The following is a 19,804-nucleotide window of genomic DNA, read 5'->3' as shown; positions in this document are numbered from 1 at the left end:
TTTTATCTACCCTACTATACCTTGTAATAATATTTATTTGTAATAATTGCTTATCCTATACCTATAACTTTTCTTTTTAATTTATCAGTTTTATACTCTTCTAAGCCGTACATTTTTAGTTCACGTTTCTTTGCACTTTCTACTATCTTTTTTACTCTTTCTACTTTTAGCTTGTCTTCTTCTGAAATAGAACTCCTATTTTCCATCTTTATTAAAATTCTATCTAAGGTTTTATAACTCATGCCAAGGGCATACTCATCTGTAATTCCTGGTATAAGGTCTGGGGAGGGTGCCTTTTCAATAATTTTCTCAGGAACTTTTAATTCTCTTGCTAAATCATATACCTGACTTTTATAAAGGTGAAGTATAGGCTCAATATCTACAGCATCATCCCCCCACTTTACATAAAATCCTGTTAAGTATTCTGTTTTATTGGTAGTACCTACTACTGCATAGTTTTTCTTTTCAGCTTCTAAATATAAATAACACATTCTAATTCTATGTTTTGCCCTGTAATAAGCTATATTTTTTAAAAATTCCTTATTTCCCGTTCCGCTTAAATCCTCTAAGAAAGGATCCTTCTTAGGCAAACTTCTCCATTTCCTCATAACATACCTTTTCTTCATGAAATTTGGCATTATAAATAAGGAGGGCTCCATAGAATATACTCCCATGGCTTTTAGGCTTTTACTTATTGGGATTTTTTTATAGGAGATTCCTAGTGAATCACAAACTAAAATAGAGTCCTTTATGGTTTCTCTAGAAGAATCCCTTTCTGGAAGCAATATACCATGTACATTTTCTTTGCCTAATGCCTGTACGCATAAAGCTGCTACTACAGCAGAATCAAGTCCCCCACTTATACCAACTATAGCCCCCTTGTATCTATATCTTTTAATCATGTCCTTTATGAAATTCTCAATTTCTATTTTAACTTCCATGTAATCTCCTTAACTCTAAGTGATAATCCTTATATTATATGCTTTAAGGCTTACATGGGACATAAAAGTTTATAACTTTCCTTTGGAACCTGGTAATTTTTACACTTATTCTAACTATGATTGTAAAGTTCCCCTTTTCCCCTCCACTGAAAAGTCGTAAAGGCAACATCAACTAAAAAAATCAACATTATTATAGGACTTAGGTAAATCCAAATATGTTCTACTTTTGTATAAAGTTTTGCCACCATAGGATGTAATAAATATATAGTAGCTAACGCTAAGAAAATCCAATAAATTGAAAATTTTAAACACACATGACTATTTAATTGCATGGAAAGAGCAGAATAGTCCCACCACTGTTTATGGAATAACTTTTGCAGCATAGCTCCACTTATATATTCCACTACTGATGGTACAATAAAACATAGTGCAAGAACTAAAAATTTATTGCTCCTTCCATTTAAAAGGATTAGTAATATTACAGGGGCAAAACCGTACATAGGTTTAAAAGGACCTACTAAAAATCCTTCTTCTTTAAATTTGCCCTTTGTAAATAAACTGTATAAGTTTTCTACACCCCAACCTGAAAGGGAATAAAACATAAAGTAAAAAAATAACTCATTTAATGAAAAACTATTTTTAAGTGTTATGTACGTAGAATTTATAAAATCTGAAATTTTCATGAAAAATCCCTACCTTTATGAATATAATTCATAAATAGTATTGGGAAAAACTTAAGATTTTATACGGTTTACTCATAATTTAAATTAAGCTACTCATGATTTAGATTATCTAAACACTTAGAGCAGCTTATAAACAGAATTTTCTTCTTAACTTAGTCTACTGATAATTTAAATTATATGGCCAAGGAAAAACTATAGGGAAGTTATATCTAATTAACTTTTCTATATTAGGTGCTCCACTAAAATCTATCTTTTCTTCCATAGGCCCTGCAAAAACTAAATTAGTTGTGGCATCTTTTCCCTTAATCTTTATAATTTCATCCTTATATTTAAACACACAATATTCTTGGTCCTCATAGAACTCCATATTGTCTACTATTTCCCTATCTGTATATTGATAAAATAAAGGCTTTAAATTATCCATAAAGCTTTTAAAATTTATAATTTTTACGGTTCCTCCCATATTTCCAAACTCTACTTTGCTATACCCATCTATATAGGATTCCCTATCTCTTAAATGAACATTATATGTTATTTCATTTAAGTTTAAATCATAGGCTATATTTTTAAAAGCCTCACTTAAAACTTCACTGGTTCCAGCTGCTTCTACGATCTCTCCATACTTCTTTTCTTTTTCTGTAATTACCCTAACTATAACATATCCTAAAACCTTAATGCCTTCTTCCCAATGAAAACTCCCCTCTTTACCTAATAAAGCATATTTTTTATAAGTAAAGTTCCCCCAAGGAATAGTGGCTGAATTCAATAAAGTATTAAATTCTTCTAAGGTTCTATAATATCTTGTAGCCTTACTATTATACATATCTACCATATGAGGAAAATAACTCTCTTCGTATTCTGATAAATTAAAATCCATCTCCGTCTTTTTAGGTTTAAATATATATTTATAAAAATTTTTAACCTGCATAAACCCTCTTCTAGTATAAAGACTTCTCTCGCCTGATACTAGGGCAAAATCTATGTTTTCTTTAAACATTTTTTCTTCTACTCTATCTAAAATTTTTGATGAATATGCTTTTTTTCTATAATCCTCATAGGTACATACAGCCCCAATAGAAGCCGCCTTTACCTTTACCCCTTGGATAAGAATATCTTCATGCATATAATTTACTGTGGAAACAGGTTTTTCACCATTACTTATAATAATCATATTTTCCACATTACTTTCCCTAAGTAATAAGGGAAACTCATCTTGCATGGTAGGTTTATGACCATTACTTAATCTAAAAACCTGATTTATAAGCTCTATAACTTGATTAAATTCTTCCTTTTTAGCACTTCTAGGCATTTCCATGATAACCCTCCTATAATATGATAATGAGTTTCTCTAAAGGATAATTTACCCTTTAATTCCTGATAGGGTGACTCCCTCTACAAACTTGCTCTGAAGTATTAAATAAAATATAAATGAAGGTAAAAATGTTAAGGTAGCCCCTGCCATAACTAATCCATAGTTTACAATATATTGAGCTTGAAGTGTTGCCATTCCTACTGTAAGGGTTCTCATGGAGTCCTTTGTTGTAATTATAAGTGGCCATAAGAATTCATTCCAAGCACCTATAAATGTAAATATAGAAAGAGTTATAATAGCTGGTTTAATCAAAGGAAGTACTATGTGTATAAAAATTTGAAGGTCTGTGTAACCATCTATCCTAGCTGATTCTAATAAATCATTAGGTATATTTAAAATCGCTTGTCTCATTAAAAATACTCCAAAAGCTGTTGGTATTGGTAGTATTAGTGCATAGTAAGTATTTATCCACCCTAAATTTCTCATTATAATATAAAGAGGGATCATAGTTACTTGTGATGGTATAATTAAGGTTGCAATCATGAAAAAGAAAATCTTATCATTACCTGCAAACTTCTTTTTAGCAAAGGCAAACCCTGCAAGACTACTAAAGGTTACAGTTAAAATAACACCTGCTACTGCGATAATAAAACTATTTATAAAGTAATTAAAGAAATTAGTGTCTTTAAATATAGTCATATAGTTTTTTAAAGTTAGATTTGTAAGAGAAAAATTAAAGTCATAAGTATATGTAACTTTAAGAGAAGTAATTATCATATATAAAAAAGGAACTATCATTATACCCCCGATTATAAGGAGTATAATATCTCCAATTATTCTTTTTCCACTTTTCATCTTTTACTGCTACTAAATTTGCTTATATTGTTTTTAAGTTTTTTAGTAGCTACTCCTTTCTTATGCAAATTTCGTGACCTTATATTTTATCCAAAACCCCCAAAGGAGTTTTATTCTTACTTCTTACTTCTAAATTGTGATTTTATAATCGCCAAAATTTAATTTAAAACTAATAAATAGACTGGTCTTTTCTTAAAAATTTCTTTTGCGCTATGGAAGCAATTGCAATTATAAAAAATAATACATTGGCAACAGCCATAGCCTCCCCAGCATTAAATTGCTTAAAAGCTAAATTGTATATGTGAAGTACTAGAGTCATAGTAGCCGTTCCTGGTCCTCCCCCAGTTAAAGTGTATACTATGTCAAAACTTTGAAATGACCAAATAAACCCTAAAAATACCACCATAATAGTATTAGGTCTTAACATAGGGACAGTAATATCCCAGAACTCTCTCCACTTGCTAGCCCCATCAACTCTAGCAGCTTCATAATAACTTTTAGGTATATCCATAATAGCTGCAATGTATATAACCATAAAATATCCAACATTCTTCCAGACTGCTATAACCATTAAAGTAGGCAATGCAAACTTAGGATTTCCTAAAAAGTCAGGCATAGTTAAATTAAAAAGATTAAATAAACTAGCTATAGGAGATCCCCCTGTAAGCAGTAGCCTCCAAATTATACTAATTAACACCATGGAAGATATAACAGGAATAAACATAAGTCCTCTTATAATGTTGGCTAATTTTCCCCCTCTCCTAGTTAACCAAACAGCCATAAGCATAGAGAGTATAGTTTGTACTGGAACTACTCCAAAGGTATATATAGCTGTATTCTTAAGAGAATCTAAAAACATCTTGTTTTTAAATAAGGCCTTATAATTTGATAATCCTGAAAACTCTGCAGGCGCCATAATATTATATTTTGTAAAACTAAAAAATAAAGACATTATAATTGGAATCACGTAAAAACTTACTAATATAATAGCAAGAGGTAATATATATCCATAGGCTCCTAAGCTTTTAAATCTATGCTTCTTCTCCATTTAATTTTCCTTTCTAAGTGTTTTATAATTTAAGCATTATTATTCATATTTCTATCTAGTACTTTATAATTCTAATATACGTTGTAAAAATAAATCTTTCAAGTCTATATGCTATTTATATTTTAATACTTAGCTTTAATTCTTAGGGTAGCGAACTCATAATGAAGTGACTTACATATAATAGTTTTTCCCTAACAAAGTCTGATACTTAATACAAATTTCAGTATCACCATGTAGGAAAGTAAGTGGTTTTTCTCTAACAAATCTTAATACTTAATAATAAAGGAAACAAGCCATATAGCTGTTTCCTCTATTTTCAAAATTCATTTATTCAATGACTACCTCTTTAATCCTATTATTTTGCTAATAAATCATCTGCATATTTAGCTGCATCGTCTAAAGCTTTTTTAGGAGTAGTTTGATTTGTCATCATTTTTTGTAACTCTTTCCATAAGTAGTCGTAAACTTCAACACCGTGTGGTGCAACTACAAGAGGTCTATATACTCCCTTTTCTTTTTCCACCATTTCTTTTAATCTTGGATCTCCTTGATATGGTTCATCCTTTGTAATAGGAGCTCTTGGATGATATTTATGGAATTTTGTCATAGATTCTGCACTTAACATATGTTGCATTAATTTAAAAGAAAGATCTTTGTTTTTAGCAGCTGACATAAGTACTAATTGGTCAACTGAAGCAAAGGTACCCTTAGTTTCATTTTTTAATGAAGTTATAAATCCATAGTTTAATTTTGGGAAGGACTTATCTAAAACTTCTCCTGCTGCTGATGATAAGTAAATACAGAATGCAGCATTACCATTTCCAAAGTGTGATTGTAACATTTCTTTATTTGTTTTTCCCATATGATCATCTGGAAGAACCTTGTCTTTAAACTTTAAGTCATATAAGAATTGAGCAGTTTTTTGTCCTGCTGCATCATTAAATCTTACAGTTTTTAAATCCTTATTATAAAGTTCTCCACCTGCTTGCCATAAGAAACCATACCAGTTCCAGTTTAAATCACCAAAGAATTTTTGTCCCCAACCTTGAGCAAAGCCCCATTGGTCTATTTTTCCGTCACCATTAGTATCTTTAGTTGCTTTTTTAGATATTCTTCTAAAGTCTTCCCAAGTTACTGGTGGTTTTTCACCTAACTTATCTAAAATATCCTTATTGTAATATAATACAGCTGGGTTTGCTGCTTCTATGGCTAAACCATAAAGTCCACCCATCATTTTTCCATCTTCTATATAAGTATACTTTTCATAATCTTCCTTCTTTAAATATGATGTTAAATCTTCTACTGCCTTCATTTCTATAAATTGAGGGAACATTTCAGCATACATATATCCAACATCAGGACCTTCACCTGCTGCTATAGCTGTAGCGTACTTTTCTGGGTAGTTCTCCCAAGGTATTATTTCAAGTTCTACTTTACAATTGTTTTTGTCTTCAAACTCTTTTAATATTGGTTCCCAAACTGGCTTATCATTTTCACCAATTGGAGGTAACCATAACTTTATAGTTTCTTTTTTTCCTGAAGCTTGATTTTTATTTTCCTTATTAGCCCCTTCTTTATTAGCTGTACCACAAGCTGATAAAGAAATAGTACACATTATAGCTAAAAGAAATGCTGATACAAGTTTTGTAATCTTTTTCATATTACTTCTCCTTTGTATATTTTTATAGTTAATTTTTTTATTTAACTAAAGATTTTTTATTTAGCCTAGCTATATTTTAACAAAATAAAACATAACTTAACAACATATTTCACTATTATTATTATTTAATTTGTATTCATTGTCTAATCGAAAAAATAAATAGGAGTTATTATTTCTATTTGTTTTTTCAATATGTATTGAATTTTAAAATCTTCTCCTATAAAAAATTTGAAAAGACCCCTTTGACTTAGTGACTTTAGCCATGGAATAGTGGCCACATATATTAAAATAAGCTTTAACTAAATAATAGTATTTACTTGGTATAATAATAGTATGTGTAAAAAATGCTTATTAATTTAATATAAATAAAACCGTGCATAAAGAGTATCTCCTCCCCTTTATGCACGGTTACTAACCTTAGTTAGGCAATGTTTATTTTTTAGAAGTATTGCCATTTTGACTTTTTATTTTGAAGAACTAGAGTTACTAATAGTTTTTATTATTAAAAGCTTATCTATTAAGTCTACTATACCCTACTTAAAGATCTTCGATTTTCTACTTAAACTCATATTTTTCAACTTGTCTATCAACTATGTTTGCAGAATGCTTAGCTTTAAGTGCTCCATTTTTAGATTTAAAAACATCCTTTGAAACTATAGTATCCATTACTATTCCTATGTCATCCTCTGTAAGATTTTCTTTAACATTTTTTACCCTTAAAGCAGTTTTAGTTCCAGCTTCATTTAAAAAATTCATAACTAATTCTTTTGCCATTATAGCCCCTCCTTATGAAATATCTTTGCTTAAATTGAACTATCATTGTTTAAATTAAGGTCTATTTACTTAATTTAAACTTCCTTTGCTTAAACTAAACTATTTTGAAATCAACTGAAGATCTTCTTTTACGATTAATTTCATTACAGTAGTTCCCATAATCTTCTTTATGGCTTCCCCTACTTCATGAATGTTATCCTCAGTAGCTGATAGTTTAAGCTCTCCTATCTTTTGATTTTTTATTACCTCTTCTCCTTTGGCATTTTTTCCATCTGCGTATTGAAGGATAAACCCTCTTTCAATCTTTTCAGCTGTTATTGCCATATTATCAACCCCTTTCAAAGAATATATATGTACTTATAAAAACTTTGGGACATAAAATTAAATATAATAAAATTAAAAAGCTACAGCAGTTTGCCATAGCTTCTTTTTTATTACACTTACTATATCTTATTTTTTCTTACTACATATTACCCTGTATTTATATCCTCTTACTGTCTATCTATAATCTCTTGTAAGTCGCCAATCCTATCTTCTAATATATAGTCTTCATGAGCATCTCTTCCCAAGCCACTTTTGTATATTTCCATGGCTTTATCTACATTTAAAAGTTCTCTTCTTTCATTTAATATATTTGAAAGCCAGTATACATCACCCCATTTAACAAAGGGCCAAACAGAATCCTTATACTCTTCTGCATACTGTTTAAATAGTTCCTCACTCTTTGTAACTTCCTCAAGTTCAAAATAAGACTCTGCCTTTGCAAGTTTCATACTCATTATGATAAACTCATCTGTTTCTGTGAAAATATCACAAAACTCCGTTGTATATGTTATTCTCTTTTTAAAGTATTCCTTTTCTTCGATACCTGCATTCTCAAGCTCCATCTCTATATCTTGAACCCAATTTGTAAGATGTTCTATAAACTTAAATTCTTCCTCTATTTGTTTTATATTCTTATAAGACTTTTCTCTAGCTACTTCTTTTATTAGTTCAAAAGCTTCTAACCAATGATCACAGGCCTCTACAGTACTTTGACCTATTAATTTTTCATATCCTAAGGATATTAACTTATTTATATTTTCCATAAGTTCACCTTCCTATTTAAACTTTATACTTACTATATTACCATAAATTTAAGCTAAAATTTCCTTATATTTATATACCCACTATATATTTTTCCCATAACTAGCCACCTAATACTTCTATTTTTTTAAACCATAAGTAAAACCTGCTGTTATTTTATAGCTTCTATTTTCTCTTGAAATTCTATTTTTTCAAATTATTAAGTAAAGTCCTCCTCTAAGTTCCTACATAATCATTACCATGTTTATTCACTTAAACTACATATGGATTTTTATACTTAAATATACTAAAATAGAATTTAGGTAATTAAATGAATTAGATTTATAGAAATTGATTTCTATAATCAAGTCTAATTTAAATTTTATTATAGGGGTGGATAATATGTTTCAAGCACCATACATTGAAAATCTTTACGGATTAATGAAGAAAAATAACCTAGATGCTATAATTATAGGACCTTCAAGCGATCTTGAATATCTTCTTGATTTTTCTCCTGCTCCAGATGAGAGATTCCAAGCTCTTTTCTTATTATCTAATGGAGACTATTTTTACGTTACTCCAGAACTAAACTATGAAGAAATCCTTCACAAGCTTGGTTCTGATGCTAAATACTACGTTTGGAGCGATGGAAATGGCTTTGTAGATAGCGTAATTGAAGGACTTAAGGATTATGGTTTAATGGGCAAAAACATAGGGGTAAACTGTGCTATAAGGGCTATAAACATGCTTGATGTAGCTGAAAAGTTTGATGGAAAATTCTTTAATGCTCACAATCTTTTAGAAGAGTTTAGAATAGTAAAAAGCGAAGAAGACATAGAAAAAATGAGAATTGCTGCTCAAATGGCAGATAAGGTTATGGAAGAACTAGCTAAATTTATAAAGCCAGGTCTTACTGAAAGAGATATTAAAGAAAAAGTTTATGAAACTTTTGATAAATTAGGAGCTGAGGGTGTTTCTTTTGAACCTATTATATCTTCTGGTCCAAATAGTTCAATGCCTCATTATAATGGAGACTCTAGAGTTATTGAAGAACAAGATCTTGTAATTCTAGACCTTGGATGTAAGTATAAAGGATATTGTTCTGACACATCTAGAACTTTCTTTATAGGTGGAATTACTGATGAGCAAAGAGAAGTATATGAAATAGTTAAAAAAGCTCATTGGGATGCTGAAACTTTTGCAAAACAAGGCGTAACTTGTGGAGAAGTTGATAAAAAAGCTAGAGACGTTATAAAAGAAGCTGGACATGGTGAGCACTTCTTAAATAGAACTGGACACGGTATAGGTTATAGCGTGCACGAAGCACCATATATAAAAGAAAATAATCCTCTAGTTTTAGAACCTGGTATGGCATTTAGTATAGAACCAGGCATATATATACCTGGAAAGTTTGGTATGAGAATAGAAGACATCGTTGTTATAGGAAAAGACGGTAAGCCTGAAATCCTTAATAAATTCACAAGGGATATTGTTATAGTTTAAATTTAAAGTTTAGTTTAAAAAATCTCTCTATACCTTATATGGGGAGATTTTTTTCGTGTTTTTTTTAAATTTAAAGCCATTTATAGTTATTATAAGTCATATATGATACTATAATAATATAGGATTAATCTATAAGGATTGTAAAATGAAAAAATTTATCTATGTTATAATTATTATATTTTTTATGAGTTTTTTATTAACTGGTTGTTATTATTACGGTAATAAGGACATAAGAGAGGATCTTCAAATCTATATAAATAATCTAAATGCTATAAACCCTGAAAGGGATGATGCTTTAAATGATTATAACAGTATTGTAGGAGATAATTATAAAAGTGATGATGTATCTTTAGTCGTATTTAAAAAGCTTATAATTCCTAAATACTCTAATTTTCTAAATAACTTAAAAGCTATTAATCCTACTACTGAAGAGGTAAAAAACCTTCATAATATATATTTAGATTCTTGTACTAAACAATTTAATTCTCTTAATGGCTTTAAAAAGTCTCTAGAAGAAAAAAATTTTAAAAGGCTTAAGGAAAACCAAAGTCTTTTTAAAGAAGCTTTAAAAGAACATAAAAAGTTTGAAAAGGAGTTAAAAAAATTAACTTCTAAATATAAAGTTAAACTAGACATAAACTAAGGAGGTGTATTTCTAATGCAAATGCTAACATTTGTATTAAACAAAGTAGATCTATTAGAAGATGTACTTTCAGAATTAAATAATGCAGGTATTAAAGGTGCTACTGTAATAGATAGCACTGGTATGGCAAAAATGCTATCTGAATCTGATCATGGGGATATTCCTATTTTTGGTTCTTTAAAAATGATTTTAAATGAAAATCGTCCCTTTAATAAAACCATTTTTACTGTACTTAAAGATGAGGATTTACCTGTTGCAGTGGATGCAATAAAAAAGGTGGTTGGAGATTTATCTAAGCCTAATATTGGAGTAATTTTTGCCGTTCCAGTAAGTTTTACAGAAGGAATATTAAAATAAGCTTCAAGTTTTACTAAAGAACTATTAAAAAACTTAAATAGAAAGAGGTAATAAAGTGAATACTTTATTTTATGTTAGTGTTATTTTACTTTGTGGAATTTTAATGGGAAGACTTGTATCATATATTAAATTGCCAGAAGTTACAGGATACTTAATTGGAGGAGTAATTATAGGTCCTAGTATTTTAGGTATTGTTCCTCAGAACGTAGCTTCTAATTTAGATATAATTTCAGAAGCTGCTCTTGGCTTTATTGCTTATACCATTGGAAGTCAATTTGATATTAATCATATAAAGAAAATAGGTAAAGGTGTATTATTAATTACTTTATTAGAAGCGTCCTTTGCAACTCTCTTTGTAGATTTAGCCATGATATTTATATTTAAGCAAACAGTTCCTTTTAGCATTGTTCTTGGTGCTATAGCTGCTGCCACTGCTCCTGCTGCTACTTTAATGGTAGTAAGACAGTATAAAGCAAAAGGTCCTCTTGTGGATACTCTACTACCTGTGGTTGCTATGGATGATGCTGTTTGTATTATGATATTTGGTATATCATCTACTATTGCAACAACTTTATTAAGTAACTCAAATACATCTATAATTATGGCTTTTGTAAAACCAATAATCGAAATAGTACTAGCCCTTGGTATAGGACTTATACTTGGTGTTGCATTTTCTTTTATCTCTAAAGAACTTAGAAGTGAGGAAAAGCTATTGAGCCTAACAGTAGGATTTATCTTTCTTGCCATAGGTATATGTACTAAATTTAACTTATCTCCTCTTTTATGCTGTATGAGTATAGGAGCTACTATTATAAATATCGCTCCAAATACAACTAGGATTTTTTCCGTAGTAGATAGGTTCACACCCCCTATGTTTATAGCCTTTTTTACTATTGCAGGAGTTGAACTAAACATATCTATTCTAGAAAAAGTCGGAGTTTTGGGTATAGCATATATTGTTATAAGAGCTATAGGAAAAATGGTTGGTGCTGGCATAGGTGCTAGGTTATCAAATGCACCTAGTACTGTTCAGAAATATTTAGGCATAACTTTAATACCACAAGCTGGAGTAGCTATTGGACTTGCCCTTATAGGAGAAAAAATATTACCTTCTCCCCTAGGCACAGAAATTAGAACAATAATTCTTGCAGCTACTGTGGTTTATGAATTAATAGGACCACTACTTACTAAAATTGCTTTATTTAAAGCAGGAGAAGCTCAAATTAGTTCTGTTAAAGAACAGGTTAATGTTAATTAACTTACAATGTTTAATGATAAATTAAGGCTTTGTTAGACAACTTTGTTGATATGACGGTTACGTAATCACCTATGAACAAGTTTTTAGAATTTCATTATTTCTGTAGTAAATATTCCGTTAAAAAGTTTTAATGTTTGAGCATAGCGAGTTTTAAAACTTTAGGAATATTTACGGAAGAAATAATAGAAATTCTTAAGGCAGTGAATCAGTGATGAAGTTATTGTCATATCAACATTTTCTCTAACAAATTCTTAAAATTAAAAGAGCCTTATCTTTACGATAGGCTCTTTTTTAAGCTTTAAATTAGTCTCCTAATGTAGCAACCATAACAGCTTTAATTGTATGCATTCTGTTTTCTGCTTCATCAAATGCTATTGAAGCTTCACTTTCAAATACATCATCAGTAACTTCCATACCATTTAAGCCGAATTTTTCGTTAATGTCTCTTCCTACTGCAGTTTTTAAGTCATGGTATGCTGGTAAACAGTGCATGAATTTAGTTTTTGGATTTCCTGTAGCTTCCATCATTTCTTTGTTAACTTGGTATGGTTTTAAAAGTTTAATTCTTTCAGCCCATACTTCGTCTGGTTCACCCATAGATACCCAAACGTCTGTGTATATAACGTCAACATCTTTAACTCCAGCTTTAACATCATCAGTAATAGTGATTGTTGCACCTGTTGATTTAGCAACTTCATTACATTGAGCTACTAATTCTTCTTCTGGGAATAATTCTTTTGGAGCTACTATTCTAAAGTCCATTCCCATTTTAGCTGCACCTATCATTAAAGCATTAGCCATGTTGTTTCTTCCATCACCAGCATAAACAAATTTTATTTGATTTAATGGTTTGTCAAAATGTTCTCTTATTGTTAAGAAGTCAGCTAAAATTTGAGTTGGGTGATCAGCATCTGTTAATCCATTCCATACTGGTACTCCAGCATATTTAGCTAATTCTTCTACTGTTTCTTGAGCAAATCCTCTATACTCAATACCATCAAACATTCGTCCTAAAACTCTAGCTGTATCAGCCATTGATTCTTTTTTACCAATTTGAGAGCCTGAAGGTCCTAGGTATGTAACATGAGCTCCTTGGTCATATGCTGCAACTTCAAAAGCACATCTTGTTCTTGTTGAAGTTTTTTCAAAGATTAAAGCTATATTTTTTCCTTTTAATCTTTGTTGTTCAGTTCCTGCATATTTAGCTCTTTTAAGATCTCTAGCTAAATCCAAGAAATAATTTATTTCCTTTGGTGTAAAGTCCATTAAAGTTAAGAAGTGTCTGTTTCTTAAGTTAAACATTTGATTACCCCTTTCGTTTTCTTGTTATATTTTATACCATTATAAAACTATGGGAGGAATAATATTCCCCCATAGTAAGTACTATCACATATTGATAATAATATACTATTTGTATATTATCAACAGATTTTTATAAAAGTTATTCATATATTACTGAAACATACTAATATATTACTAAAAGATACTAATATATTGTTTAAATTATGTTATTTCAAGACCTAATATATTATTCAATATCCTCTCTAACAAATGGCATTGACATACATCTTGGGCCTCCTCTTCCTCTAGAAAGTTCTGCTGAAACCATAGGAAGAACAGTTACATTGTATTTATCTAATAACTCATTAGTTACATAGTTTCTCTCGTAAGTTACAACCTTACCCGGTGCTATAGCTAGAGTGTTAGAACCATCGTTCCATTGCTCTCTTTCAGCTATAATCTTATCTCCTCCGCCACATCTAATTACAGTAATATCTTTATTTAAATATTTTGATAATATTTTCTCTATAGTGCCCTCTTCTTCTTTAGCAATAACTTCTTTTTTAGCTGCATCATAAGTTAATGCTGTAACTTTTAATGAACCTTCTATTCCTGGATGCATAGTAAACTTATCGTAGTCTATCATAGTAAATACTGTATCAAGGTGCATAAATGCTCTTACTGCAGGTATGTGGAATATTAGAACAGTCTTGAAACTTTCTCCTGCTTCAAATATGTTCTTAGCTAGTACTTTAACTGCTTCAGCATCAGTTCTTTGACTTGCACCGATTGCTAATATATCCTTGCTTAATACTAATTCGTCTCCACCTTCGATTGCATATTTAGCGCCTCTATCATACCATAACTTAACTGCAGAATCCCTGTAGTCTGGATGATATTTAAAGATATATTTACCGAAAATGGTCTCTCTATTTCTTGTTTCAGTTCTCATAGTGTTTAAAGAAACTCCACTACCCATACATGCAAATGGGTCTCTAGTAAAATACAGGTTTGGCATTGGATCCATTATAAATGGATAATCTTCATATGATTCCTTAATACCAATTTCTTTTTTTCTAATTCCAGCCATAACCTTATCGACCATAGCCTTTTCTGGCATAGATAATAAAAACTTTTTAATTTCTGATTGAATATCTTTATCTGAAATCTTACATTCTGATATAACTTCATTAACAAATTGATCTCTTATTGCCTCTTCTCTTAAAGCTTCCCCTACTAATTTTTCAAGATATAGTACTTCAACCCCATTGTTTTGCAAAATTTTTGCAAAAGAATCATGTTCTTCTCTTGCAACCTTTAAATAAGGAATATCATCGAATAATAACCTCTCTAAATACTCAGGTATTAAATTCTCAATTTCTTCCCCAGGTCTGTGTAGCATTACGGTCTTTAACTTACCTATTTCTGAATAAACATGAATACCTTTTTTACTCATTACCAATGCCCCTTTCTCCATTATTATCCAACAATTTTTGTTCCTGATTGCCCTTTTATAGCATCCTTTGCCTTTTCTAAAGAAGCTATAATAGCAACCTTGCTATTATCATATTGAATAAATTTCTTACAAGCTTCTACCTTTGGCAGCATACTTCCTGGTGCAAATTGGCCCTCTGCAATATATTTATCCACATCTGCTAAAGTCATTTGTTCTAATGCCTTTTGGTCTGGCTTATTGAAGTTAACACAAACTCTATCTACAGCTGTTAATATAATTAAAGCATCTGCATCTAAAATTTCTGCAAGTTTTTCTGCAGCAAAATCCTTATCTATAACTGCAGCTACACCCTTAACTTCATCATTTTCTTTTATAACTGGTATTCCACCACCACCACAAGAAATTACTACAGCTCCATCATCTACTAAGCTTTTTATTAAGTTCTTTTCAATAACATCAATTGGCTTTGGTGATGCAACTACTCTTCTATAGCCTCTACCAGCATCTTCTTTCATTACATAACCTTGCTCTGATTCTAGCTTTTTAGCCTCTTCCTCTGTGAAGAAGGATCCTATTGGCTTTGTTGGATTTTGGAATCCTTGATCATTTTTATCTACTAATACTTGAGTTACAACAGTTCCTACATTTTTATTCATATTTCTCTTTTGAAGCTCTGCTGATATAGCATTTTGAAGATGATATCCTATATAGCCTTGAGAAAAGGATCCACATACATCAAATGGAAATAATACATTTGATTCATTTTGTTTGTGCCCTGCTTCAATTGATGCAACTATTTGACCAACTTGTGGTCCATTTCCATGCACTATTGAAACTGTGTGTCCTTCTTCTATAAGATCAACTATAGATTTAGCTGTTTCTTTACATGTCTTTAATTGAGCATTTGCACTTTTGTCCTTAGGATCTGCTTGAAGGGCATTTCCACCTAAAGCTAGAACTATTTTCATCCTATTTCCTCCTTAAAATCACTGATTACTATTTTCTGACTTCATAGTAACTCTTAAAACAATTATTGTCAACGGTACTACAAAGTAGGTCTTTGCATATTATTCCCCTATACTCGGATAAATATTTGTAACTTTATAAAGTGTAATTTTTAAATCATATAAATTCTATAGATAGTATATTTATTTGAATAATATTAATGCATATTTATAAACAAAAAAATTTTTTTATTCTTTTTTAAATATTCTGTATTATTCGTCTTAAATACCATTAAGGTGCTATGGCACTAAGAATAAATACCACAATATACTGTGTTAGCTCTAAACTTTTAAAAGATTATATTGTATGTAACTCCCTTAACGCCATAACCTCTATAACTAATAAATAAGTTCTAGAGTAATATTAATTAACTCTATTTTGTCTTTTCGATAATAGTAACTATGGAGTTAGAAAGGTTATTTATACTTTTAGTTAGGCTCTCTAATTTCCCTTCTATTCTAGTTAATAAATAAATAGAAACTGCTATAGGGAATCCTAAATTGCCTACTAAATCAAATATTTTATCCATAAAAAATCCTCCTATCTATACTTTTAAAATCACATAACTTTATATATGCTAATTCTAAAAAATATAGACAGGAGGAAATTATTTATCTTCGTTTAAAAGTTCTCTTCATAGTCATCTATTATTTTTTGCGCTAATTTTTTAATAACACTAGATTGCGCTATTAGTGTCATAACTACTAGAAATACCTTTATTCTTTCTTCATCCTTGGATTCTAAATTAAACTCTTTAATTATATCGTTAATTTTTTCTTCATCAAAATAATCCGTAGAAAGAAAATAATTAAAACATTCCTTTTGTATTCCAGAAAAGCTCTTATACGCACTTTCCCAACTTATTATATCATCAGTTCTATCATTGATCTCATTAAAAGCTAATCTAAAAACCTTTTTTATTTCTTCAGTTGTAAGTACAGGTCTCATATAACTAAGTAGAGCTAATTGAGCTAAATGTAACTTTGTATATCCCCTTTTCTTACCATCTTCTGGTTTAGATATAACCTCACTTTTAATGTAGTTCTGTACAATATTATTAGTATACTTTTCTTTTTTAAAATGATCATTTAAAAAATCAATAACCTGTGATAAAAATAAATCGTACTGTGGAAGATCTTCATAAGCAATTATGCTACTCTCAGACATTTCCTTAGCTAAAATATTTATTTTATCTATTGAAAATTCTACTTTCTCCACACCCTTCACCTTCCTAATTTATTTAAATTTAACTGAAGCAAGAACTTAAAATATTAAATTTATATTTTTAAATATAAATTTATTAAAATGCACATATATTAAAATGTACATATATTTTAATAATACATATTATTTGAAAAGAAATTTAATATATACTGTAAGATTTGTTTCTTGCTTTCATAAAACATATTGTATATTTTAATTATAGGGTATATATAACCTTATTACAAGTTAACAAATATAAAATTTACATTAAATTAAACTATCTTATACCCTTACAATTATAAAAGTCGACTTAATATAACTTTCCCTATAGGTCTACAAGCCTTTTCTTTTTTTGACAAATGATATTTTTTGAATACATAACTTTCAAATTTGCAACTATTATTTATTTATCCTATAAACAATAAAGTTATTCACAATTATGTGGATAACTTTATATATTATGTGGACAACTTCTATATTATTTTAATATTAAGGATTTCCTCCATATGATTAATCTTTATATGTATACTTATACACATTGTCCACAATTTGCTTGTGGATAACATGTTGAATTAAATGTCATTTAATGTAATATCAATGAAAGTATTTGTATAAAATAAATCATTTTTTTGTAAAATAGGTTTGTGCCATGACTATCCCTCTAATACTCCCATCGCCCTCTGTGAAATTAATTCCTACCGAATCGAAGATTTGGACTCTCTGCTTTTTTAAGGTGGGAGAAAAGAGTAGCTATATCTCTGGATAAGAAGTTATAAGCCCCTAGTTCTTTAGACCATTCTTTCTTTTTTAAGTAATACTAAGAAGAGTATAAGGTATAGATAAGGCTTTCTAAGCCTTAGGGGGAGTAAGAACTCCCTCTAAAGCAAAAACTATGCTTAACACCTAGCTACCCACTCTAAGACTACCATGTTCCTCAAAGTAAAAGTATATGGTCGCTAGATATATAGATAAGCATTTCTTATTTTTAGATGAGCACATATCTCCTCTAAAAATAAGAACTCTCTTTATTTCATTGATTTTTCATAATCTGCTAAAAACTTTTCTATACCAATATCAGTTAATGGATGTTTTATCATTTGCATTATTACCTTATATGGTATTGTAGAAATATGAGATCCAACCTTTGCAGCCTCTAAAACATGCATTGGAGTTCTTATACTTGCTGATATGATTTCTGTTTCTATTCCGTACATATCAAATATATCTGCTATATCACTGATAATTTGCATTCCACCATTTCCAATGTCATCTAATCTTCCTACAAAAGGACTTACAAATGTAGCTCCTGCTTTAGCTGCAAGTAAAGCTTGTTGTGCTGAGAATATTAAAGTTACATTAGTTTTTATTCCTTCTTTTGAAAGTACACTAACTGCTTTTAATCCTTCTTCACACATTGGTATTTTAATTACTATATTTTTATGTAGCTTAGCAAGTTCTCTACCTTCTGAAACCATTTTTTCTGCTTCTAAGCTAATTACCTCAGCGCTTATTGGACCATCTACTATGGAACAGATTTCTTCTATAACTTCCTTTAGATCTCTTCCCTCTTTTGCTATTAAAGATGGATTAGTTGTTACTCCATCTAATATACCAAAAGCTGCTGCTTTTTTTATTTCTTCTACGTTTGCAGTATCAATAAAAATTTTCATAATAAGAAACCTCCTATTTATTTTATTTACAAAGATACTATACCATGTATTTTTATTTAATACCATTGTATATTTTTATTTAATACAGTTCTATATTTAAAATTTTATTTGCTTTGCTAAAAGTAACGACAAAGATATTTTGCCTACTACTCTATATTTTCCTACCTTCTTTATTTACTTTTTTAAAATAATAAGAAAGGTCCTCCACTTACTTAAATAAGGTTTTCTAAGCTATTCTATTGTTTTCCTAGATAATTTATAAAAACTTACATTAATTAAGTATAACTTATATAGAAGAATAATATTTATAAATAAGGCAATAATTTAAAATAATTCCATTAAAGCTAATGTCATATGCTTATTTGTAATTCTTAATTAAAACTTAATAATTTATAGTTATAATTTCAACCAATTATTTTATATGTAAATATATGAATATATGTGTACAAACTTTTCGACAATATATATCATAATACTTTTATGTACTTATTTATGGTAATTCTATTTAAAATTCTTTTAATACTTTATTAAAACTCTATTAACAGCTTGATTTATCACAGTTTTACTTTAATGATAAAGTTTTGTAACTTTTATAATTAGTTATTGACATTTGCATTATTTGGTAGTATATTAACTATAGATGGAATTTTAAGTGTATTTTGTCACTTAATAAAACATATTTAAAATAGCTTTTTTGACCTTATGTGTCATATTTATAGTTATTTCTTAAATTAAAGTCGAATATTGTTATATAAGAATAAAGGAGGAGTTTTATATGAAATCAACAGGTGTAGTAAGAAGAGTAGACGAATTAGGGAGAATAGTTATTCCAATAGAATTAAGAAGAACATTGGATATAGCTGAAAAGGATGCCCTTGAAATTTATGTAGATGGTGACCAAATAATTTTAAAGAAATATGAGCCAGCTTGTATATTCTGTGGAGATGCAAGGGACGTATTAAACTATAAAGGTAAGAACATATGTACAAACTGCTTAGGAGAACTAAAAACTGAAAAATAGTAGCAAATTAAAAGAGCACTGTAGTTTAGTGCTCTTTTAATTTTATATACATTCTCTTGATTTTTTAGA

20 protein-coding genes are annotated in these 19,804 nt (G+C 29.5%); 5 read left to right on the top strand and 15 right to left on the bottom strand.

Features of this window, described 5'->3' with window-relative positions; all coding sequences use genetic code 11:
• Nucleotides 1-50: 50 nt before the first annotated feature.
• The 9 genes from nadE to FNZ64_RS06245 form a co-directional block, all read right to left on the bottom strand.
• Entirely contained in the window at nucleotides 51-941 is an 891-nt protein-coding gene (gene nadE, locus FNZ64_RS06285; RefSeq protein WP_142413994.1) for an NAD(+) synthase, read from the bottom strand.
• A gap of 110 nt (nucleotides 942-1,051) precedes the next feature.
• The gene (locus FNZ64_RS06280; RefSeq protein WP_142413993.1) at nucleotides 1,052-1,624 is read right to left on the bottom strand and encodes a putative ABC transporter permease; all 573 of its coding nucleotides are present in this window, start codon (nucleotides 1,622-1,624) and stop codon (nucleotides 1,052-1,054) included.
• Between the two features lie 157 nt (nucleotides 1,625-1,781).
• Complete coding sequence (locus FNZ64_RS06275; protein ID WP_142413992.1) at nucleotides 1,782-2,939, bottom strand: GNAT family N-acetyltransferase; 1,158 nt, start codon at nucleotides 2,937-2,939, stop codon at nucleotides 1,782-1,784.
• Nucleotides 2,940-2,984: 45 nt separating this feature from the next.
• Nucleotides 2,985-3,734, bottom strand: a complete 750-nt coding sequence (locus FNZ64_RS06270) for a carbohydrate ABC transporter permease (RefSeq protein WP_243129211.1) — start codon at nucleotides 3,732-3,734, stop codon at nucleotides 2,985-2,987.
• A gap of 226 nt (nucleotides 3,735-3,960) precedes the next feature.
• Entirely contained in the window at nucleotides 3,961-4,839 is an 879-nt protein-coding gene (locus tag FNZ64_RS06265; protein ID WP_142413990.1) for a carbohydrate ABC transporter permease, read from the bottom strand.
• 355 nt (nucleotides 4,840-5,194) lie between these two features.
• On the bottom strand, nucleotides 5,195-6,499 hold the full coding sequence (locus FNZ64_RS06260; RefSeq protein WP_142413989.1) for an ABC transporter substrate-binding protein: 1,305 nt from the start codon (nucleotides 6,497-6,499) through the stop codon (nucleotides 5,195-5,197).
• Nucleotides 6,500-7,054: 555 nt separating this feature from the next.
• Entirely contained in the window at nucleotides 7,055-7,273 is a 219-nt protein-coding gene (locus FNZ64_RS06255; RefSeq protein ID WP_142413988.1) for a DUF2922 domain-containing protein, read from the bottom strand.
• A 99-nt stretch (nucleotides 7,274-7,372) separates the two neighbouring features.
• Nucleotides 7,373-7,597, bottom strand: coding sequence for a DUF1659 domain-containing protein (locus FNZ64_RS06250; RefSeq protein WP_142413987.1), 225 nt, complete (start codon nucleotides 7,595-7,597; stop codon nucleotides 7,373-7,375).
• Between the two features lie 167 nt (nucleotides 7,598-7,764).
• Nucleotides 7,765-8,361 (bottom strand): hypothetical protein, encoded by a 597-nt coding sequence (locus FNZ64_RS06245; protein WP_142413986.1) that lies wholly within the window; start codon nucleotides 8,359-8,361, stop codon nucleotides 7,765-7,767.
• Between the two features lie 379 nt (nucleotides 8,362-8,740).
• Between FNZ64_RS06245 and FNZ64_RS06240 the strand changes: the two genes are divergently transcribed.
• From FNZ64_RS06240 to FNZ64_RS06225, 4 genes are all read left to right on the top strand, one after another.
• Nucleotides 8,741-9,841 carry a M24 family metallopeptidase gene (locus tag FNZ64_RS06240; RefSeq protein ID WP_142413985.1) on the top strand — a complete coding sequence of 367 codons (1,101 nt, stop codon included), beginning with the start codon at nucleotides 8,741-8,743 and terminating at the stop codon, nucleotides 9,839-9,841.
• A 184-nt stretch (nucleotides 9,842-10,025) separates the two neighbouring features.
• Nucleotides 10,026-10,484, top strand: a complete 459-nt coding sequence (locus FNZ64_RS06235) for a hypothetical protein (protein ID WP_142413984.1) — start codon at nucleotides 10,026-10,028, stop codon at nucleotides 10,482-10,484.
• Nucleotides 10,485-10,499: 15 nt separating this feature from the next.
• A complete protein-coding gene (locus tag FNZ64_RS06230) occupies nucleotides 10,500-10,841 on the top strand; it encodes a P-II family nitrogen regulator (RefSeq protein ID WP_142413983.1) in 342 nt (113 codons plus the stop codon).
• 55 nt (nucleotides 10,842-10,896) lie between these two features.
• Nucleotides 10,897-12,099 carry a cation:proton antiporter gene (locus tag FNZ64_RS06225; RefSeq protein ID WP_142413982.1) on the top strand — a complete coding sequence of 401 codons (1,203 nt, stop codon included), beginning with the start codon at nucleotides 10,897-10,899 and terminating at the stop codon, nucleotides 12,097-12,099.
• A 303-nt stretch (nucleotides 12,100-12,402) separates the two neighbouring features.
• Here FNZ64_RS06225 and FNZ64_RS06220 read toward each other — a convergent pair whose 3' ends face one another.
• From FNZ64_RS06220 to fsa, 6 genes are all read right to left on the bottom strand, one after another.
• Nucleotides 12,403-13,401 carry an ornithine carbamoyltransferase gene (locus FNZ64_RS06220; RefSeq protein WP_142413981.1) on the bottom strand — a complete coding sequence of 333 codons (999 nt, stop codon included), beginning with the start codon at nucleotides 13,399-13,401 and terminating at the stop codon, nucleotides 12,403-12,405.
• A 226-nt stretch (nucleotides 13,402-13,627) separates the two neighbouring features.
• Nucleotides 13,628-14,836 carry an arginine deiminase gene (gene arcA, locus FNZ64_RS06215; RefSeq protein WP_142413980.1) on the bottom strand — a complete coding sequence of 403 codons (1,209 nt, stop codon included), beginning with the start codon at nucleotides 14,834-14,836 and terminating at the stop codon, nucleotides 13,628-13,630.
• A gap of 23 nt (nucleotides 14,837-14,859) precedes the next feature.
• Complete coding sequence (gene arcC / locus FNZ64_RS06210; protein WP_142413979.1) at nucleotides 14,860-15,804, bottom strand: carbamate kinase; 945 nt, start codon at nucleotides 15,802-15,804, stop codon at nucleotides 14,860-14,862.
• A gap of 410 nt (nucleotides 15,805-16,214) precedes the next feature.
• Nucleotides 16,215-16,370 carry a YvrJ family protein gene (locus FNZ64_RS06205; RefSeq protein WP_142413978.1) on the bottom strand — a complete coding sequence of 52 codons (156 nt, stop codon included), beginning with the start codon at nucleotides 16,368-16,370 and terminating at the stop codon, nucleotides 16,215-16,217.
• Nucleotides 16,371-16,462: 92 nt separating this feature from the next.
• Nucleotides 16,463-17,008, bottom strand: a complete 546-nt coding sequence (locus FNZ64_RS06200; protein WP_142414135.1) for a DUF1836 domain-containing protein — start codon at nucleotides 17,006-17,008, stop codon at nucleotides 16,463-16,465.
• Between the two features lie 1,061 nt (nucleotides 17,009-18,069).
• Complete coding sequence (gene fsa, locus FNZ64_RS06195; protein WP_142413977.1) at nucleotides 18,070-18,714, bottom strand: fructose-6-phosphate aldolase; 645 nt, start codon at nucleotides 18,712-18,714, stop codon at nucleotides 18,070-18,072.
• A 775-nt stretch (nucleotides 18,715-19,489) separates the two neighbouring features.
• Here fsa and FNZ64_RS06190 point away from each other — a divergent pair.
• Nucleotides 19,490-19,735 carry an AbrB/MazE/SpoVT family DNA-binding domain-containing protein gene (locus FNZ64_RS06190; RefSeq protein WP_142413976.1) on the top strand — a complete coding sequence of 82 codons (246 nt, stop codon included), beginning with the start codon at nucleotides 19,490-19,492 and terminating at the stop codon, nucleotides 19,733-19,735.
• Nucleotides 19,736-19,804 lie beyond the last annotated feature (69 nt).

Origin of the sequence: Hathewaya massiliensis (assembly GCF_902143515.1) — a bacterium.
Lineage (GTDB): Bacteria > Bacillota > Clostridia > Clostridiales > Clostridiaceae > Hathewaya > Hathewaya massiliensis.
This window is presented reverse-complemented; position numbering and strand designations above follow the sequence as displayed.

Excerpts from the sequence above, each read along its gene's own strand:
- nadE (WP_142413994.1), bottom strand. The coding sequence starts at position 941 with ATGGAAGTTAAAATAGAAATTGAGAATTTCATAAAGGACATGATTAAA.
- FNZ64_RS06280 (WP_142413993.1), bottom strand. The coding sequence starts at position 1,624 with ATGAAAATTTCAGATTTTATAAATTCTACGTACATAACACTTAAAAAT.
- FNZ64_RS06275 (WP_142413992.1), bottom strand. The coding sequence starts at position 2,939 with ATGGAAATGCCTAGAAGTGCTAAAAAGGAAGAATTTAATCAAGTTATA.
- FNZ64_RS06270 (WP_243129211.1), bottom strand. The coding sequence starts at position 3,734 with ATGATAGTTCCTTTTTTATATATGATAATTACTTCTCTTAAAGTTACA.
- FNZ64_RS06265 (WP_142413990.1), bottom strand. The coding sequence starts at position 4,839 with ATGGAGAAGAAGCATAGATTTAAAAGCTTAGGAGCCTATGGATATATA.
- FNZ64_RS06260 (WP_142413989.1), bottom strand. The coding sequence starts at position 6,499 with ATGAAAAAGATTACAAAACTTGTATCAGCATTTCTTTTAGCTATAATG.
- FNZ64_RS06255 (WP_142413988.1), bottom strand. The coding sequence starts at position 7,273 with ATGGCAAAAGAATTAGTTATGAATTTTTTAAATGAAGCTGGAACTAAA.
- FNZ64_RS06250 (WP_142413987.1), bottom strand. The coding sequence starts at position 7,597 with ATGGCAATAACAGCTGAAAAGATTGAAAGAGGGTTTATCCTTCAATAC.
- FNZ64_RS06245 (WP_142413986.1), bottom strand. The coding sequence starts at position 8,361 with ATGGAAAATATAAATAAGTTAATATCCTTAGGATATGAAAAATTAATA.
- FNZ64_RS06240 (WP_142413985.1), top strand. The coding sequence starts at position 8,741 with ATGTTTCAAGCACCATACATTGAAAATCTTTACGGATTAATGAAGAAA.
- FNZ64_RS06235 (WP_142413984.1), top strand. The coding sequence starts at position 10,026 with ATGAGTTTTTTATTAACTGGTTGTTATTATTACGGTAATAAGGACATA.
- FNZ64_RS06230 (WP_142413983.1), top strand. The coding sequence starts at position 10,500 with ATGCAAATGCTAACATTTGTATTAAACAAAGTAGATCTATTAGAAGAT.
- FNZ64_RS06220 (WP_142413981.1), bottom strand. The coding sequence starts at position 13,401 with ATGTTTAACTTAAGAAACAGACACTTCTTAACTTTAATGGACTTTACA.
- arcA (WP_142413980.1), bottom strand. The coding sequence starts at position 14,836 with ATGAGTAAAAAAGGTATTCATGTTTATTCAGAAATAGGTAAGTTAAAG.
- arcC (WP_142413979.1), bottom strand. The coding sequence starts at position 15,804 with ATGAAAATAGTTCTAGCTTTAGGTGGAAATGCCCTTCAAGCAGATCCT.
- FNZ64_RS06205 (WP_142413978.1), bottom strand. The coding sequence starts at position 16,370 with ATGGATAAAATATTTGATTTAGTAGGCAATTTAGGATTCCCTATAGCA.
- FNZ64_RS06200 (WP_142414135.1), bottom strand. The coding sequence starts at position 17,008 with ATGTCTGAGAGTAGCATAATTGCTTATGAAGATCTTCCACAGTACGAT.
- fsa (WP_142413977.1), bottom strand. The coding sequence starts at position 18,714 with ATGAAAATTTTTATTGATACTGCAAACGTAGAAGAAATAAAAAAAGCA.
- FNZ64_RS06190 (WP_142413976.1), top strand. The coding sequence starts at position 19,490 with ATGAAATCAACAGGTGTAGTAAGAAGAGTAGACGAATTAGGGAGAATA.